Source organism: Rhodoflexus sp., from assembly GCF_053489755.1.
This window is the reverse complement of record NZ_JBRCHD010000045.1, coordinates 31,921-48,469: the sequence shown is the minus strand read 5'-3', so window position 1 is coordinate 48,469 and position 16,549 is coordinate 31,921. Positions and strand designations below refer to the sequence as shown.

The following is a 16,549-nucleotide window of genomic DNA, read 5'->3' as shown; positions in this document are numbered from 1 at the left end:
TAAGGTAAATCGTTAGCAAGTGGTCATCTGCGCGACGAAAATTTACTCATCAGCTTGGTAAATTCTGCACCCATCAGGAAAATTATAGACGAGTAATAAATCCATACCAACAATACTGCCAAAGAAGCGGCAGCACCGTATATCAGGCTGATGCTGCTAAAGCCGATGTAAATACCAATCAGCCAACGACCGACACCAAAGAAAATTGTAGTGAAAAGTGCGCCATAGAAGGTATGCAACATTGACATCTTGACATCGGACAAACCCTGATAGATCAGCCAGAAGAGTAACAGCAGGATGCAGAAAATCAGCCCGCGCCCTGTGAGCGCTTTCATAAATTGCAGTTGCCAAGTCAGCGCCTCGCTAATCCGATTATAGATAACGGCCATGGTTTGCTCTACAATCATCAGTACAACAATCAGCAGCCCAATTATAAAAGTGATTACCAACCCGATGAATCGCTTTTTGAGCAGTTGCAGGAAGGTGAGCCGATCTTTTGTTTTCATCCCCCAGATTTTATTGAGTGCGTTGTGTATCGCAGAAAAGACAGACGTAGCGCCTACCAGCACCGTAACAATACCAATGGCAAAAGCGCCCGAGCTGCGTCCCTCAAAATAGGCAAAGCGAATAATAGACTCTATCAGGCGCGCAGTCTCTCCACCGATAAGGGCGGCAGTTTTACTGTAGATTTCGCCCTGCGCTGCTTCTTGCCCAAATACAAAACTGCTAACGGAAAGAATAATGAACAGGATAGGCGCGAGCGAAAAAGTAGTATAATAAGCAAGCGCTGCGCTGTGGGTAAAGCAATCGTCTTGGATAAAGTTTCTTCCCAAAACACATAGGCTTCGCCCGATTTTTGTCAGTGAATATTTGGCATTCATGCCGCTAAAATGCTTAATTTTGATATGCAAGGCAAAATTTTCGATTAGTCTTGCCTAAAATTACATACTCATAATCAATGATGGAATCCGGAATCTTACAGAGTGGCAGGGTCATATTGCTCAGTACCAGCCAGTACACCAAAGACGGCGATATTGTCGTAAACAACGCAGCAGTGTCGGCGGCCGCTGCTATGCGGCAGACAGTAGAGCAACAACTCATGGTCGGTCTGGCAACTGATAGTATTGTGTGGCTAAATAACAATCCTGATGTAATTAGTGTCAAGGAGCAGATAGCGCTGGCAGCCGAGCAAGCAAACGACCTGCTGTTGATCTACATAGCAGGCACGGCAGTATTGCGACGCGGGCAGATCTATATCACGCTGCCGCATTCTACTCTTTCCCAGATTCACGTCAATGGTCTTTCTATTCAGGAACTGGCAGACATTGTCCGCGAGCCTGAGGGTGCGCACAAACTTTTTATTCTGGATTGTCATTTTTCAGGTGATGCGGCAGACATGGCGCAGGCTGTGCGCGAAGAGTTGCACCGCCACGCTGCCAAACTGAAAAAATCCTTTCTGATTGCCCAACCTTGGCTGGAAGGTAGAGAAACGCTTGGACAGCAAATCAGTCGTATTTTACAAGAAGGTGTGCCTAAACCACAGGAAGCCCTTACGCTGGAAGATCTGTGTCAAGAACTGAACGAGACAGCACAACGCCATCGCCAGCCCGAGCCTATCATGGCAGCCAAAAAGCATACACTTAGTCTTACAATTGCTGCCAACCAGCGCTACAAAGAATTCAGGCGGCTGTTTGCTGAAGCTCGCCGCGCTTTCGATAAACAAAATTTTGATGCTGCGCTTACCGCATTCTCTCAAGCGCAGGGGCTTTATCCCAACGACGACGAAACAAGCACGCACATTCGCTTTATCCATCGCTATCAGGAAGCTGAGCAGTTTTATGCACAGAGGCAATATATGCTTGCCCGCCGCGCCTACGAAACTGCGCTCGGACTGATTCCGGCGTCGTTTCTGCTTGAGAAAATAGAACGCACAACAGCAGATCTTGCCAATCATTACTTCGAGCTTCAGCAGTACGATCAGGCGAAGGCAGCCTATGCGCGATTGGTCAGTGATCATCCCGGCAATACCTTCTACCTTGAGCGCTTGCAGATCAGTACCAACGAACACCGCTATCACGAACTGATAGACAAGGCAGATAACCATTACTTCCGCTATGAGTTTGTAGAAGCCCTTGAGGCGTACAGAGAAGCGCTAACCATTCACACCGATACCAAAACCGAACGCCGCGCTCAAGAGTGCCAGCGTTATGTGGATGTGCTGGTCTATTTGCAACAAAAAGCAGAGGCAGATGTCCGTGCCCGCATTGAAGCCGAACTTCGGCAGAAAGCAGACACAGAGGTTGCCGAGCGCGTTGCACAGTTACAGAAAGAATTAACTGCACGCATAGAACAGGAGACTGCGCAAAAAATGCAGGAGAAATACGATGCTATGGTTTGGGATGCTGCCTTGCAAAGCAATCAGCGGGCAGCTATCAATCTCTACCGCACACTCTTTCCGCAAGGTGCATTTATTGATCAGGCAGACTATTGGCTCAGCCTCCATCAGGAGTCTGTTTACGCTTCTGCGCCGCCTGCTGATACGCCGGCAGAAAAGCAAATTCCTGTATTTAATCCTGAGGAAAAAACAGAGGCATCTATTCCTGCAACCATTCACACAACGCCCCCTCCGGAAGTAACTCAACAGGAAACACAACGCGCTGCCGAGGTACAGTTAGACGAAGAAACACTCTGGAGCCGGGCGCTTGCTGCCGATACCATTGAAGGTTACATGGAATACATTTCCAAAACAGTAGATTCAGAACACATAGCAGACGCATACTATCGCATCAGCCGCATCCGCAATGCTGCCTCCGAGTTTCAGACAGGCGATACACCTACAGCCCCTTACAGCGAAAGCTCAGGCTTCTTTTCAATGAATGGCTACACCGAACGTCCGCCCGAGTCATTATCACCTGATACGCCGACCTTCGTAGATCAGACATTCCTAACCCCAGCTACCGACCTAACCCCTCGCGATAGCAGCGGTGAGCAGTTTGAGGAAGAACTTTGGCGCGAAGCACAGGCAGAGCATACCTCACAAGCCTACCAGAACTACCTGAATCGTTCCATCCAGCTGAAATATGCCGATCAGGCACGCGAACAAATTACCGATTTGCAAGAGAAAGAACGGATGCAGGAAGCCTTAGATTGGGAAAAAGCAAGTTCGCAAGATACTTTGGAGGCATATAAAGCATACATTGGAAAGTATCCTTTTGGTAACTTTTATGCCAAAGCACGCTTCCGCATTGCGCGATTAGAATCAGAGATCAATTAATATTATAAGGTGTAAGTATTTATTGATTTTCGCTTGTTTATTACAGGCGCAACCATTAACTTCACATCTCGAAATAACATAGTCATGGCAGAAGATAAAGAAAAACAGGAAAAGCTCAAGATGCTCGAGCTGACCATTGCCAAGTTAGACAAAGCATACGGCAAAGGCACTGTTATGCGACTCAACGGCGATAAGGTGGAGGACATTCCCGCCATTTCAACAGGTTCGTTGGGGCTGGATATAGCCTTAGGGATCGGTGGATTACCTCGCGGGCGCGTGGTAGAAATCTATGGGCCGGAGTCGTCAGGTAAAACTACTCTAACCCTGCACTGCATCGCAGAAGCACAAAAAGCCGGCGGTCTGGCAGCTTTCATAGATGCGGAACATGCCTTTGACAAGGCGTATGCTGAAAAACTCGGCGTAGATCTGGATAATTTGCTCGTTTCACAACCCGACAATGGAGAACAGGCGCTCGAAGTGGCCGAACAACTGATCCGCTCTGGAGCAATTGACATCATTGTTATTGACTCTGTGGCAGCGCTTGTACCCAAAGCAGAGTTGGAAGGCGACATGGGCGAGAGTAAAATGGGCTTGCAGGCGCGTCTGATGAGTCAGGCTCTCCGCAAACTCACCGGAACGATCAGCAAAACCAACTGTTGCTGCATCTTCATCAACCAGTTGCGCGACAAGATCGGTGTAATGTTTGGCAGCCCTGAAACTACTACGGGCGGTAATGCACTGAAGTATTACGCATCTGTTCGCTTAGATATCCGCCGCATTGGTGCAATTAAAGAAGGTGCTGACAATGTAATCGGCAACCGCACCCGCGTTAAAGTGGTAAAAAATAAAGTTTCCCCGCCCTTCCGTCAGGCAGAGTTCGACATCATGTACGGCGAGGGCATTTCCAAAGTAGGCGAAATCATTGATTTGGCTTCAGAAATGGAAATTGTGAAAAAATCCGGCTCTTGGTTCTCCTACAACGGTAATAAACTCGGACAAGGACGCGACTCGGTTAAAAACCTGCTGGCAGACAACCCCGAACTCGCCGATGAGATAGAAGCCAAAATCCGTGCGATGGCAAAAGGGCTACCTGTACCCGATGCAGTCAGTGCTAACGGCGAAGCAGACGAGTAATAAACTTGCAAATAAATCCGACATTACGTCAAGCCTTGTCGGATTTATTTTTTGTTAAGTAGCTCTATAAAATGGTAGCGCATCCTGAAGAGCGTGTTACAAGGCAATTGTCATACTACTGATAAAGGTATCCTGCCAATGCTGTTGGCAGATAAAGCATGGCAACAAGTTCTCTCTTAACACTATTTAAGCCCCCCTTGTAAAGGCAGGGCAGGGCTTTTTCAATAGCTTTGCAGCTATGATACAGATTCCTCAGCGTGCAAGGCTGGCTACATACCTCTTCTGTGGTCTGTTGCTCTTTTTTTTGTGGCTTTTTTGTGCAGGCGATGCACGTGCGCAGCGTCCCGCGCAAAACGCAAGCAGTGCAGGTGCCAAACAGCAGCCTGCCAAAAAAGAACCTCCTGTCGAACTGCTTCCCGGAGCAGGCATCCTAATCGGCGACGTAATCAAAGGCGAACATGTGCGTAAAGTCCTGATGGACAGCATCACACGGGTACAAGTCGGCTTTCGGCAGGGAGGGGCAATGATGTACTGCGACAGCGCCATTCAGTATATCGAACGCAATGTAGTGAACGCATTCGGACGTGTTTTTCTGATTGATTCGGACAGCACCACTGCCGTTGGCGACTCACTTTTCTACGACGGCAATACGCGCATTGCTCGCCTGAGAGGCAATGTTATTTTGCGCGATAAAGACAAAACCGTTACTACTAATCGGTTGGATTATAATCTGGCGACCAAAATTGCCAACTACAGTGGCGGCGGAACTGTTCAGGACGACAGTTCGCGCCTCACCAGCCGCGTAGGCTACTACAATACCATTACTAAGGTAGCCAATTTTCGTGGGAATGTACAATACGAAAGCCCCGAAACGCAGCTTTCGGGCGATACCCTTACCTATAATGCCCGCTCGAAAATAGTGTTTTTCAACTCGCGGACACGCATCAAAACTCGCAACGGCGATATTGTTACCGATAGGGGGGAATACAATACCGTGCTTGGCAAGTCTAATTTTAAAGGGCGTACTAAAATTGATACTGACGAATACACCATTAGCGGCGACATGCTGGACTACGACCGCGTGATGGAGCGCGGCTTTGCCAAAGGAAATGTAGAATTTTACAACAAAAAAGACAACTTCTTTATCCTTGGCGATTTTACGCGTTACGATGGTGTACTGGAAACCAGTCAGGTATATGGCAATGCCGTACTCATCAGCCCGCAGAAAAACAGTACCGATACGCTTTTTCTTGCTGCCGATACACTTATTTCCTACAAGGAAGCGGCTCTTGCTGACTCGCTGCCCGAAATCAAAAAACTGACTGCCTATCGGAATGTGCGTATCTATCGCTCTGATTTTCAATCAAAATGCGACTCGCTGGGCTATAACCTGAGCGATTCTACGATTTATTTCTACTACGATCCTATCATTTGGTCTAAAGGCTCGCAGTTGGTTGCAAAACATATCAACGTGCGCATGAAAAATAACCAGATAGACTCTATGAGCCTACAGGAAAAGGCATTTATCATTTCGCGGGACACACTTCTCAATTTTAATCAGACGCGAGGGAAAAGCATAGAAGCGCAGTTTTTAAACGGCGATCTCAGAAAGGTATTCGTCAACGGGAACGGCGAAAGTATCTACCACATTTTGGAAAGCGATACGCTGCTCATGGGGCTGAACTACGTCAAATGCAGCGATATGATTATCAGTTTTAACGACTCCTCGCAGTTGGAAAATATTCTTTTTATCAATCAGCCCGAAGGAAAGTTTATTCCACCTCACGAGATCAAACGCGAAAATCGCTTTCTGGACGATTTCAGTTGGCGCAGTAGCGAAAAGCCCGCCAAAGGTGTTGTACTGGGCATTCACGCTGCCAATCAATACCGCAGCGGCGACCTGAAAGGCGCGCTGATGATTATAGACGATTTTTTCAAGGTCTTTTTGAGAGACGATCGGCTGATTTTCTATCGCCCCGGCGCTACGGAGACAGATATCAAGCCCGAGTTTTTTGTACACGTTTATCCGAAGAACAAAAATAATCTTCCGATTGATTTGCGGAAAGCAGGTTTTCAGAATTTGGGCTTTCGTTTCCCGCCCGATCAGTTGCAAAACGGAACAGCTAAATACGATTTGATGCTGCCTGAGTTTGAAGTTGCCCGCATAGTAGTCGGGCAATATGGCGCTAAGAAGCAGGCGCTCTGGCAGAAAAGCTATATTATTCGGTAAGAATCTGCTTTGCCCAGAGAGATGCTAAGCAAAGATGAGTCATCCTAAAAATTGCGGTAGAAACAGATACAGACGGAATGAGCGTTTCAAAAATTCGGGATGACTCATGTTAATAACCTACAGATGCTTGCTTACTGTTCCGTAATCACCTGTACCCAGCCCCGACAGGTGCGCCCTTCCGGAGAGGTGAGCAAGTAGAAATAAGTACCGCTGCTGCCTTCGCCGCCCCAGTCGTTGCGATAGTTATCCGAAGAGAAAACCAGTCTGTTCCAGCGATTGAAGATTTGTAATTTCCAATTGTCCCGAATATTATTAATGACGAATACGTCATTTCTGCCGTCGTTATTGGGTGTAATTACGTTTGGCGGCAAGATATTTTCCACAGGGACTTCAATCGTGCGCGTTGCGGTGCAGGCGCGATTGCTTGCTGTGAGCGTAATACTGTAAACGCCTGATCGCGGGTAAGTTACCGTTCCCGGTGTTCGTCCGGTAAAGGTTTGCCCGTTGCCCAGCGACCATACAAAATTGGTAGCGTTCGCGGTGCGATTGACCAGCTGGAGTGTGCCCGGGCTGCCGCATTCAGATGAGGTAACTGCTTCAAAATCAATTGTAATTGCTTGAAAAACTTCGACGGTTAGGGCAGTGTCTATAAAGCAGCCGCCTGCATCGAAGATGCGCACCTGATAGCGGGTGGTCTGTGCAGGTCGTGCTGTTGGGTTGGCGATATTGGGGTTGCTTAGCCCCGTAGCCGGACTCCACTGGTAGCGCGTGCCGCCCGTAGCATTGAGTTGCACCGCATCGTTGGAACAAATAGCCACATCAGGGCTGAGTGTGATGCCGGCGCGGAAAAGTGCAGGATTGAATCCATTAACATCTACAAAAGCACTGTCTCGTGCAATACACTGCCCGTTGCGCACCGTCAGGCGTACTAAATAGCGTCCGTTGGCGGCATAGCGTTGCGCAGGAGGTTGGAAACCTTCAAAGGTTCTGCCGTCGCCAAAGTCCCAGCTGTAAATTTCGCCGTTGTTGATGCCTGTATTGGTCAGGCGCACCAGTGGATTCGGCTCACATTGTCCTTCTACGGTACTCGTAAACCGTGCGATGGGCTGTGGTACAACCGTTACAACGATGAAGGTGTCGCGGATGCAGCCGCCGTCTGCTTCTACGCGCAGGTTGTAGCGGGTCGTTTGTTGCGGGGAAGCAATCGGGTTGGCAATATTGGGGTTGCTAAGCCCTGTCGCAGGTGTCCATGTATAGCGCGTTCCTCCCGAAGCGGTCAGTTGTACGCTTTGCCCGCTGCAAAGGGTAGGCGGCTCGCTGAGCGAGACGGTCAGGGCAGATGAGATCCGCACAGTTGCCGTATCGCGACTGACGCAGTTGGCTTCTGTTACGGTGAGTATGATGCGGTAAGTGCCGGGGCGTTCATACCGGAAGATAGCAGGCTGTCTGCCCGTGAAGGTTCTGCCATCGCCAAAGTCCCACTCGAAGCGCTCGCCGCCGACTGAATTATTGGTGATGCGCACCAGTGTTGCAGGATCGCAGGGGTCGGCTAATTGCGCGGTAAAGTCTGCCTGTACATTGCGCACTATAACCGTAACTGTGGTGTCGTAAGTACATCCGGTGGGGCTGGTCGCGCGCAGGCGGTAGGTAGTTGTTTGTGTGGGTCGCGCAATCGGATTGGCAATGTTTGCGTTGCTCAATCCTACGGCAGGCGACCATGTGTAGGTGCTGCTCGGATCGCGGGTATCGGCTGACAACTGCACTGCTTCGCCTCGGCAGATCGGTTGCGGCGCTGCCAGTTGCAACTGTCCGGGACGTACCCGAACAGTATCAAAAACAGTAGCAGGGCGGCAGAGTAGGTCGTTCTCTGCGGTGAGTCTGATGGCATAGCGCCCTTCGGTCGGAAAAACAAAATGGGCATCGCGCACCTGCGAGGTGAAAATGACGCGGTTGGTTGCCAGATCGCGGATTTCCCAGCTAAAACGCGTGGCATTGACACTGCGGTTCGGAAATCGGAAGTCTGCCGGTGCGCAGAGTTCCTTTGTCAGATTGCCTGCCGCATCAGTAGTGATGAATGCTGCCCGCAGTTCGTCAATATCTATCTTAAAGGCAGCATTGTTACAGCCGCCTGTGGGGTTTTCGGCACTTGGGGTAGCTGCGCGATTGACAACTGCCCAGACGCCGGGTGTTGCCGGAAACGTGTTGCTCCGGCAGGCGCAAACGGCGTGGTAGATAACCCCGTTTTTATCGAAACGGCTGGTGCCGCCGTCCACGTGGTCGCCGTCTTCCAGACTGTTGCCGCCAATGTAAGTACCGTAGATCAATGAGCGGGCATTGGTACTTAGCACGGCGATGTAGAAGTCATCGCCTGCAAAAGCAGATGTTTTGATCGCATCAGGTGTAATAGGCATGCCCGTAATAGAGGTTGCCTGACCGGGCAATGAACCGGGGTAGGGGGGGAAGTTATTCGTAAACCCACCCCATCCTGCCAGATAGATATTCCCGCATTCATTGACTAAGAAGGCAGTTGGCGACATATCGGGTCTGCCGCGCGAAGCGCCGATAACAGTCGAAAATAGTGTGCGGTTGAGGGTCGGTGGCAGCGCGTGAATAAACTGTCCGCTACTTGGATTGTTGAATACGCCCGGTGTGATCGGGTACGCACCTACTGTAGTTCCGAACACATAAACGTTGTTGTTCCCGTCCAGATCGAGTAAATACGCCTGATTGAATGCAGCAGTACCCAGAAAGGTACTGTTCAACAATGCGCCCGCAGCAGAAAGGCGTACTACAAACCCGTCGGTTGCTCCGGCATAGGTACTGATCAGCGCTCCGGGAGTAATCGGGAAACTGGTACTAGTAGTGCCCCCGCAGACGATTACTTCGCCCGTCGAGGCAACGCGCAGGCTGTAGGCAGCATCAAAGTCGTTTCCGCCCAGATAGGTACTCCAATCCAAAGTGCTTAAGGTAGGATTCATGCGGAATACGACGGCATCAGTCGCCCCATTGAGCGTATTGGCAATCGCATTGCGTACAGGGAAGTTGGTAGAACGCGTACAGGAAGCGATGTAAATGTTGTCGTTGGCATCTACGACCACCTCGCCGCGCAATTCGTCGCCGTAGTTGCGCACCAGCGGGGAAAGGTTGGTAATTCCCTGGATGACACGCATATTGACCCCATCGTTACCCGATCCTCCTACGTAGGTAGAAGCGATCAACTGGTTGCCCTGATTGCTGAGGATGCTGACAAAAATATCCGAGCCCGCGAGGTATTGTATCCCGCCGATTGGTTCGTGTGCTACCCCGCCGTTGAAGGTGCGGTCAAAGGCAGCTATTGTGGTTGGAAAGTTGGCAGAACCTGTCGTACCGAAAATCACTAACTGATTGCGATTATTGATAATCATACTGTGCGGAATTTCGGTATTACCGCCGCCCAGAAAGGTTGAAGCCAATAGTACGCGCCCATCGGGGCTGAATTTCTGGATAGCAACATCTACCAAAGCGTTGAATTGCAGTTGAAACGCGCCGACAGTAACAGGGAAGTTCCTGCCGAAGATAGTGCCGCCTGTGTAGGTATTGCCTGCCTCGTCGAAGGTGGCGCAGTTGCCCCAGTGGTCGCTGACCGAACCTGAATAAGTGGAAAAGACTAACTGCGGATCTATCACAAGTTCGTAGGCGGGGTCGTAGCCTTGCGGGAAATCAAACTTGAGCAAGTTGCCGTCCAAAACAAAGCGCGAAGGCACTTCTACCTGTTCGCCGTTGATGATTTGAAACGTATAGGGTTTGTATTCCGTGATGGTTTGCAGCGTAGAAGTAACGGTCAGATTGCCATTAGTTTCTAATTTGAGATCGGTTGCGCCCTCGTAGCGCAGGGCAATCTGCATCGGGTTGCTGCGGGGAGCTACTTCAAACTCGTATTTCAGTGCCATATTCTGCGTAAAAACACGCAGGTCAATGCCCTGATAGATCTGCGAATAGCGCACTTCGGCATAAGAGCGTATATCGCTTGCCCAGCGGCTTTCATCTGAGCCGATAAAGTAATTTTGCGGCGCTCCGGCAGGCAGCGATGCACTTATCTGCGGCTCGGGATTCGCATTTACGAAGTGAACGCGCACTCCGTGTCCACGAACGGTTCTGTCCTGAAATGGTGCGGTTTGTTCAGTGCGCGAAATCTGAGAAATAAGCGATCCGTTGTCTAAGTTTCTGCCGTGTTTCAGATCATTGACGCGCTGCTGATCATAAAATCCATAGTGAATACCGCTTTTCATCAAAAAGAAAAAACCCGCAGGAATGTCTGCCCGATAGCGGATCTGCGGATCCCACTGTCCTTTGTTTTCTGTGAACTGGTAGGCATGTTCTGCCTGCTGCAGTCGTTTGCCGAATCCGCCGTTAGCATAGAGGCTGCCGACTATCCCCGACAAGGTGAACCATAAAAGGCATAATCTTTTCATTGGCAATGGTTTTATTGTTGATAAATCAGGTATGCGATGTATGAAATATAGATAGCCAGTAATAATACGCCTTCCCAGCGGTCAATGCGCCTGCCTTTGCCTGTGAACAGGAAAATAAACATGGCGATGCTGATGCCAATATTCATCAGGAGTTCTGTGTTCATGGCAGGATTAAAGGAGAGTGGCGTAGTAACAGCACTTGCTCCCAGAACGAGGAAAATGTTCATAATATTCGAGCCGACTACGTTGCCAATAGCAATGTCGGAGTTTTTCTTGAAGGCAGCTACTGCGGAAGTAGCCAGTTCGGGCAGCGAAGTACCCGCCGAGATAATCGTCAGCCCAATTACTGCTTCGCTGATCTCAAAAGCCTTTGCCATTTCGACACCGCCTTCAACAATCCAGCGACCACCAACTACCAGACCGACAATGCCTACTACGATGTAAATAATTGATTTTCCGAGCGACATGACTGCAATTGGAGGGCTGCTTTCTTGATCTGCTTTGGCTACATCAGTAACGTAATACATAAAAATAACAAAAAAACACAACAGGATCAGCCCATCGGAGCGGGAAATAACTGACGAAGCATCTCCGTTGAAAAACGCGTCGTTGGCAACGAACCACACAACGAGCGCCGCCAGCAGATTGAGCGGTATTTCTTTCCAGAGTGTATTGTGCTTTACGTTGATGGGATGTAAAATTGCCGAAAGCCCCAGAATAACCATCACGTTGAAAATATTGCTGCCTATTGCGTTGCCTATTGCCATATCGGTACTACCCTGCGTACTTGCGGTCAGATTGACGATCATTTCAGGAGCGGAAGTACCAAGCGCCACAATCGTCAGTCCGATGAGCAGGTCTGAAACATTGAAGCGCTTTGCCAGTGACGACGCGCCTTCCACTAAATGGTCGGCACCAAGAATCAATAGGAATATCCCTACGATAAACAGCAGATAAATCATATGTTTGCCATGAATAACAAGCTAAGTTAATTGCTTTCGCTCGTTATTTTGTTATGCTATACTTGTGTCAGCTGTTTTTAGGGAAGTCGCTCCGGTATCCGATACGTCAATTTGCCATAGATGCGTTGCAGCAGCCCTTGAAAATTGCCTGTTTCTGCGTTGCTTTTGTCTATGCTCTGAAACAAACTTTTGATTTTGTACATGCCAAAAACCGAATTGGGCAAAGTGGCGCGCGGTATCTCCAGCAGGTCTGCAACGGCATCGCCCAGTAAGAAACGCATATAGGAAGGCACAAAGCCTTTCAGCCGCATCAGCACGGATGCATTCACGTTTTGTTCGATGCTTTCGATAAGTGCTCGTGTAAGTGCCGTGCCTTCGGGCGAAGGTTTAAACTGCCTTTTGGCAATGGCTTGTTCTAAGCGGGCAGCTGTTCGCTCGTCGGTAGGGAGCAGTTGCTCTTGTACTCCGAGGAAGTGTCCGATTACATTCCAGAGGTGAATAAATCCGGCAGCCTGTTCATACGCAACTGCATGGCCTATTTTGCGCAGTCCTTGTATGACGATGAACGAAAAAGCCAGATTCGTACCTGCCATATCTTCTTGATTGATAGGCACACCCCAGAGGCGGTTGTTCCATTTGCCGGAGCGGCGGATATGGTAGCGCACGGCGGCGTGCATCAGCCGCACTGTAATGAGCATACGCATCGGCTGCGGGATAGCGGGCTGCGCCAGCGAAAATATATCCTCGTTGTGCGCAGCGAGCACGAATTGTGCAGTTTCTGCCAGCCTGCGGCGGGTATCTTCTATGATGCGTTGCGAGCGGTAAAGCACCTTCGCGCCGTCGGCAGCAGCATAGCAGTAGGGCAGCGATAAAAAGCCAAGCAGCAGCATGACATCTTCGGCGTGCTGCTTGAAGAAGTTGCGCCCTGTGCGGATTTGTTGATCATTGGCCCAGTCGGGCATTTGTGCGTAGTGCAGCCAAAACGGATGTTCCGGATAGAGCATCAGGGGCAGTGGCGTATCGCGTTCGTCTGCCCAACGATGGAGAGTAGCTAAAGCCTCTTTAGGATTGTCCTCCAGCAAGAGGGCAATAAACGCATCTGCGGGCTGATCGGCTGTTTGCCGCATAGCCGCCAGCCAGTCATCTACACGCGGATTGGAAAGCCTTTGAATTGTTAGCACACTGCTTAAACGATCTGTCGCTGCCGTTTGTTTAGTTTTTCACAGGCGGTGTAGTAGTAGAAATAAGTTCGCCTTTGCGCCAAGTCTCTACTTTCAGCAACTTGCCTTGCTCGTCGTAATACACCCATTTGCCTACTTTCATATCGCCGAGTTGTTTGCCGTAAGAGGCAATTTTGCCGTTAGTGTGGTAGTTTTTTACATCGCCGTTAATCCTGCCATGGCGATACATTTGTTCAGAGGCTATATTGCCATTTTCGTGGTAGTATTTCTGCCAGTTTTGCATGATACCTTTTACAAAAAATTCTTCTGCGGCTAATTTGCCGTTGCTGTGCCAAGAAGGGCGTGGCCCGTCTATGCGGTTATCTACGTATTTTTCGCGGCGGCGCAACTGCCCGTTGCTGTGGTAATATTCCCAAGTGCCTACGGGCTTATTGGCAACAAATTCCTGTACAGTATGCGGATTGCCGTTGTCGTAGAAAGATTTGATTTTTCTGTCCTGCTCGTTGTTGCGGTAAATAATGCGCTCTTTGAGTTTGCCGTTTTCGTAGTAGTACTCGTTGGTACCTTGTAATTTGCCGCGCTGGTAGTTGAGTACACTTCGGATCACACCATTGTCGTAATAGCTTTTCACCGTACCATGCAGTACAGCGCCAAGAATAGCCGTCATAGACGCGCTTTGGCTTTCGAGCAGTCCTTTTTGTCGCATGATCACGCGCCCTTCAATGGTTTTCTGTCCGTTGGGGCTGAATTTCCTAAAAATGCTATAGCGCTCGCTGTCGCGCAAAATTTCGGTTTGCAACTGTCCGTTGCGGAAAAATGAGCGAATCGTATCTCCTGAAATTTGTCCGTTGATATAATAAACCTCGCTTTGCGGATTGCCATTGTCATAATAAGTGGTCAGCTTGCCGTGTTGCTGGTGTCTGCGGTAGTTGGCTATTTCTTTGGGATGTCCGTTTTCGTAGTACTCGATGGCAGGCCCGTGCAGCGAGTCGCGCTCAAATACTACTTTAGATTTGATTTTTCCATTGGCAAAGTAGGTGTAAAATGTGTCTTGCAAGGCATCGTTAACAAATTTGCCGCGCTGCAAAATACGCCCTTGCAAGTCATAAACGACAAGTTCGCCTTGACGCTTGTCGTCTCGGCATTCGTATTCCAGTTTTTTTTGTCCTGTGGGATAATATTCAGTGAAAATACCTTCGCGCTTACCGTCGACAAACGTACCGTTTGCCTCCAGATCGCCCGACTCGTAGTAGCGCACGTACTTACCGACCATATTGCCCTCTTCAAACTGCCCTGTGGTTTTGAGTCTGCCACTTTTGTAGTAGCTCTTGTAAGGCCCGTGCATGACATCCCTGCCGTTGTCGTTTTTGATAAAATACTCTTCCTTTACAGCAGTATCTACCGAATCGAAATAGGTGATAATTTTTTGCAGATTTTGTGCCTGAATGGTGTAAGTTGCGGCTACATAAAGCAACATACATACTATCAGCCTCCGATGGTTCATAGAGCAGATGTGAGATAAAAATGATGATCAGCGTAACGATCACTCCATAGGGTCTCTTTTAGGTAAATGTTTTCGTTGTGCCAGTTTTTGCATGTACAGCAATCCGTTACCGACGTAGTAGCGGTCGTAGGTAAGCGGAGGGCCAAATTTAGGATACAACTTGCCTGTATTGTGAAAATGGAACGCATCCTGATAGGCTTTCTTTTTGAGCAAGTGTCCGTAGTTTTGCTTGACCCACTTCATGCCGTGATACAAACTCTTATCGCCCTTTAGTTCATCAATATGAATGCCAAGATGTATAGAGTGATAGCCCATAATTTGCAGCGGTCCCCAAGAGGTGGCAAACTGTTGCAGGGTTGTGCGGCTTTTTCCTCGCAGGTGTTCCTGCCTGATGCCGCTGTAGGCAGCTATTTCGCCCCGCTGAACAGCCTGTAATTTCTCAAAAACTTGTGCTTCGTAGCGGCTGCCGGGTGGATCATTGGCAGAGCATTCCAGCAAAATCAGCGCCTTAATGTAATTGGCAGGCAGCCCCAACTTGACGGATAGGGCATCTACCTGTGTCCCGTAGTTGGTATCTACTTTCCTAAGGGCAAAGGCTACTGCTGCTGCCTGTTGATTGGATTGAAGTGGACTTGGCTGTAAGGCGATGTACAGCAATACGCCCCCGCAACATGCGGCCAGTAAGACAATCCAGAAATAGGGGCGCTTCAATAAACGCATATGAGGCAGTGTTTCAATTATTAAATATATAACTTTGCACAAATTGTTGGGTTATGCGCAAAGATTATCTCAGCGGCGAACCTGCTGACAATCCGGAAGAGAAAGAAATAGAACGCGCTCTGCGTCCGCTTTCATTCGACGATTTTGCCGGACAGGACAAAATTGTCCAGAATCTAAAGATTTTTGTTGAAGCTGCCAAAATGCGCGGCGAAGCGCTTGACCATGTACTCTTACATGGCCCCCCCGGACTGGGTAAAACGACTCTCTCTAACATTATAGCTAATGAGTTGCGCAGTAGCATCAAAATTACTTCGGGGCCTGTATTAGACAAGCCCAGCGATCTGGCAGGGTTACTCACCAATCTGGAGCCGAGAGATGTATTATTTATTGATGAGATCCACCGCCTCAATCCGGTCGTAGAGGAATACTTATATTCGGCAATGGAGGATTACAAGATTGACATCATGCTCGATGCTGGGCCTTCGGCGCGTTCCATTCAGATTGGGCTGAATCCTTTTACGCTCATTGGCGCTACTACCCGTGCAGGTTTGCTTACCTCGCCGCTGCGGGCGCGTTTTGGAATTAATGCCCGCTTAGAATATTACAATGCCGAACTGCTGACGAGCATCGTAAAGCGCTCTTGTAAGATCCTGCAAACACCCATAGAAGATGCCGCAGCCTATGAAATTGCACGCCGCAGCCGTGGCACGCCGCGTATTGCCAACAATTTGCTGCGCCGCACACGCGATTTTGCGCAGGTGAAGGGAACAGGTACGATAACCGTAGCAATTGCCGAAATGGCGCTGGCTGCATTAGACGTAGATCAAAACGGACTGGACGAAATGGACAATCGCATTCTACTGACCATTATTGATAAGTTCAAAGGTGGGCCCGTAGGCATCTCTACCATCGCAACGGCCTGCGGCGAAGAGGCAGAAACGATCGAAGAAGTGTACGAGCCTTTTCTGATTCAGGAAGGGTATCTCAAAAGGACTTCCAGAGGCAGGGAAGCCACGCCGCTTGCATACAAGCATCTAAAAATTGTGCCGCCAACACAGGCAGGAACTTTATTTGCTGACTAATGGATTGACGC

10 protein-coding genes are annotated in these 16,549 nt (G+C 49.2%); 4 read left to right on the top strand and 6 right to left on the bottom strand.

The window, feature by feature from the left end:
• Positions 1 to 23: 23 nt before the first annotated feature.
• The gene (locus tag ACWIP2_RS10055; RefSeq protein WP_448519799.1) at positions 24 to 881 is read right to left on the bottom strand and encodes a YihY/virulence factor BrkB family protein; all 858 of its coding nucleotides are present in this window, start codon (positions 879 to 881) and stop codon (positions 24 to 26) included.
• A gap of 80 nt (positions 882 to 961) precedes the next feature.
• On the opposite strand from ACWIP2_RS10055, the gene ACWIP2_RS10050 reads away from it, so the two are divergent.
• From ACWIP2_RS10050 to ACWIP2_RS10040, 3 genes are all read left to right on the top strand, one after another.
• Entirely contained in the window at positions 962 to 3,274 is a 2,313-nt protein-coding gene (locus ACWIP2_RS10050; RefSeq protein ID WP_448519798.1) for a tetratricopeptide repeat protein, read from the top strand.
• 84 nt (positions 3,275 to 3,358) lie between these two features.
• Positions 3,359 to 4,408 carry a recombinase RecA gene (recA, locus tag ACWIP2_RS10045; RefSeq protein ID WP_448519797.1) on the top strand — a complete coding sequence of 350 codons (1,050 nt, stop codon included), beginning with the start codon at positions 3,359 to 3,361 and terminating at the stop codon, positions 4,406 to 4,408.
• A gap of 238 nt (positions 4,409 to 4,646) precedes the next feature.
• Complete coding sequence (locus tag ACWIP2_RS10040; RefSeq protein ID WP_448519796.1) at positions 4,647 to 6,638, top strand: OstA-like protein; 1,992 nt, start codon at positions 4,647 to 4,649, stop codon at positions 6,636 to 6,638.
• A 131-nt stretch (positions 6,639 to 6,769) separates the two neighbouring features.
• On the opposite strand, the gene ACWIP2_RS10035 is transcribed toward ACWIP2_RS10040, so the two are convergent.
• From ACWIP2_RS10035 to ACWIP2_RS10015, 5 genes are all read right to left on the bottom strand, one after another.
• Complete coding sequence (locus tag ACWIP2_RS10035) at positions 6,770 to 11,089, bottom strand: DUF7948 domain-containing protein (protein WP_448519795.1); 4,320 nt, start codon at positions 11,087 to 11,089, stop codon at positions 6,770 to 6,772.
• An 11-nt stretch (positions 11,090 to 11,100) separates the two neighbouring features.
• A complete protein-coding gene (locus ACWIP2_RS10030; protein WP_448519794.1) occupies positions 11,101 to 12,051 on the bottom strand; it encodes a calcium/sodium antiporter in 951 nt (316 codons plus the stop codon).
• 77 nt (positions 12,052 to 12,128) lie between these two features.
• Positions 12,129 to 13,232 (bottom strand): oxygenase MpaB family protein, encoded by a 1,104-nt coding sequence (locus tag ACWIP2_RS10025; RefSeq protein ID WP_448519793.1) that lies wholly within the window; start codon positions 13,230 to 13,232, stop codon positions 12,129 to 12,131.
• Positions 13,233 to 13,263: 31 nt separating this feature from the next.
• Positions 13,264 to 14,736, bottom strand: a complete 1,473-nt coding sequence (locus ACWIP2_RS10020) for a toxin-antitoxin system YwqK family antitoxin (protein WP_448519792.1) — start codon at positions 14,734 to 14,736, stop codon at positions 13,264 to 13,266.
• 39 nt (positions 14,737 to 14,775) lie between these two features.
• Complete coding sequence (locus ACWIP2_RS10015; RefSeq protein ID WP_448519791.1) at positions 14,776 to 15,456, bottom strand: hypothetical protein; 681 nt, start codon at positions 15,454 to 15,456, stop codon at positions 14,776 to 14,778.
• 53 nt (positions 15,457 to 15,509) lie between these two features.
• Between ACWIP2_RS10015 and ruvB the strand changes: the two genes are divergently transcribed.
• On the top strand, positions 15,510 to 16,538 hold the full coding sequence (gene ruvB / locus ACWIP2_RS10010; protein WP_448519790.1) for a Holliday junction branch migration DNA helicase RuvB: 1,029 nt from the start codon (positions 15,510 to 15,512) through the stop codon (positions 16,536 to 16,538).
• Positions 16,539 to 16,549: the final 11 nt, after the last annotated feature.

What these genes read in the sequence shown, in the direction of transcription:
- ACWIP2_RS10055 (WP_448519799.1), bottom strand. Translation starts at nt 881, where the DNA reads ATGAATGCCAAATATTCACTGACAAAAATCGGGCGAAGCCTATGTGTT.
- ACWIP2_RS10050 (WP_448519798.1), top strand. Translation starts at nt 962, where the DNA reads ATGGAATCCGGAATCTTACAGAGTGGCAGGGTCATATTGCTCAGTACC.
- recA (WP_448519797.1), top strand. Translation starts at nt 3,359, where the DNA reads ATGGCAGAAGATAAAGAAAAACAGGAAAAGCTCAAGATGCTCGAGCTG.
- ACWIP2_RS10040 (WP_448519796.1), top strand. Translation starts at nt 4,647, where the DNA reads ATGATACAGATTCCTCAGCGTGCAAGGCTGGCTACATACCTCTTCTGT.
- ACWIP2_RS10035 (WP_448519795.1), bottom strand. Translation starts at nt 11,089, where the DNA reads ATGAAAAGATTATGCCTTTTATGGTTCACCTTGTCGGGGATAGTCGGC.
- ACWIP2_RS10030 (WP_448519794.1), bottom strand. Translation starts at nt 12,051, where the DNA reads ATGATTTATCTGCTGTTTATCGTAGGGATATTCCTATTGATTCTTGGT.
- ACWIP2_RS10020 (WP_448519792.1), bottom strand. Translation starts at nt 14,736, where the DNA reads ATGAACCATCGGAGGCTGATAGTATGTATGTTGCTTTATGTAGCCGCA.
- ACWIP2_RS10015 (WP_448519791.1), bottom strand. Translation starts at nt 15,456, where the DNA reads ATGCGTTTATTGAAGCGCCCCTATTTCTGGATTGTCTTACTGGCCGCA.
- ruvB (WP_448519790.1), top strand. Translation starts at nt 15,510, where the DNA reads ATGCGCAAAGATTATCTCAGCGGCGAACCTGCTGACAATCCGGAAGAG.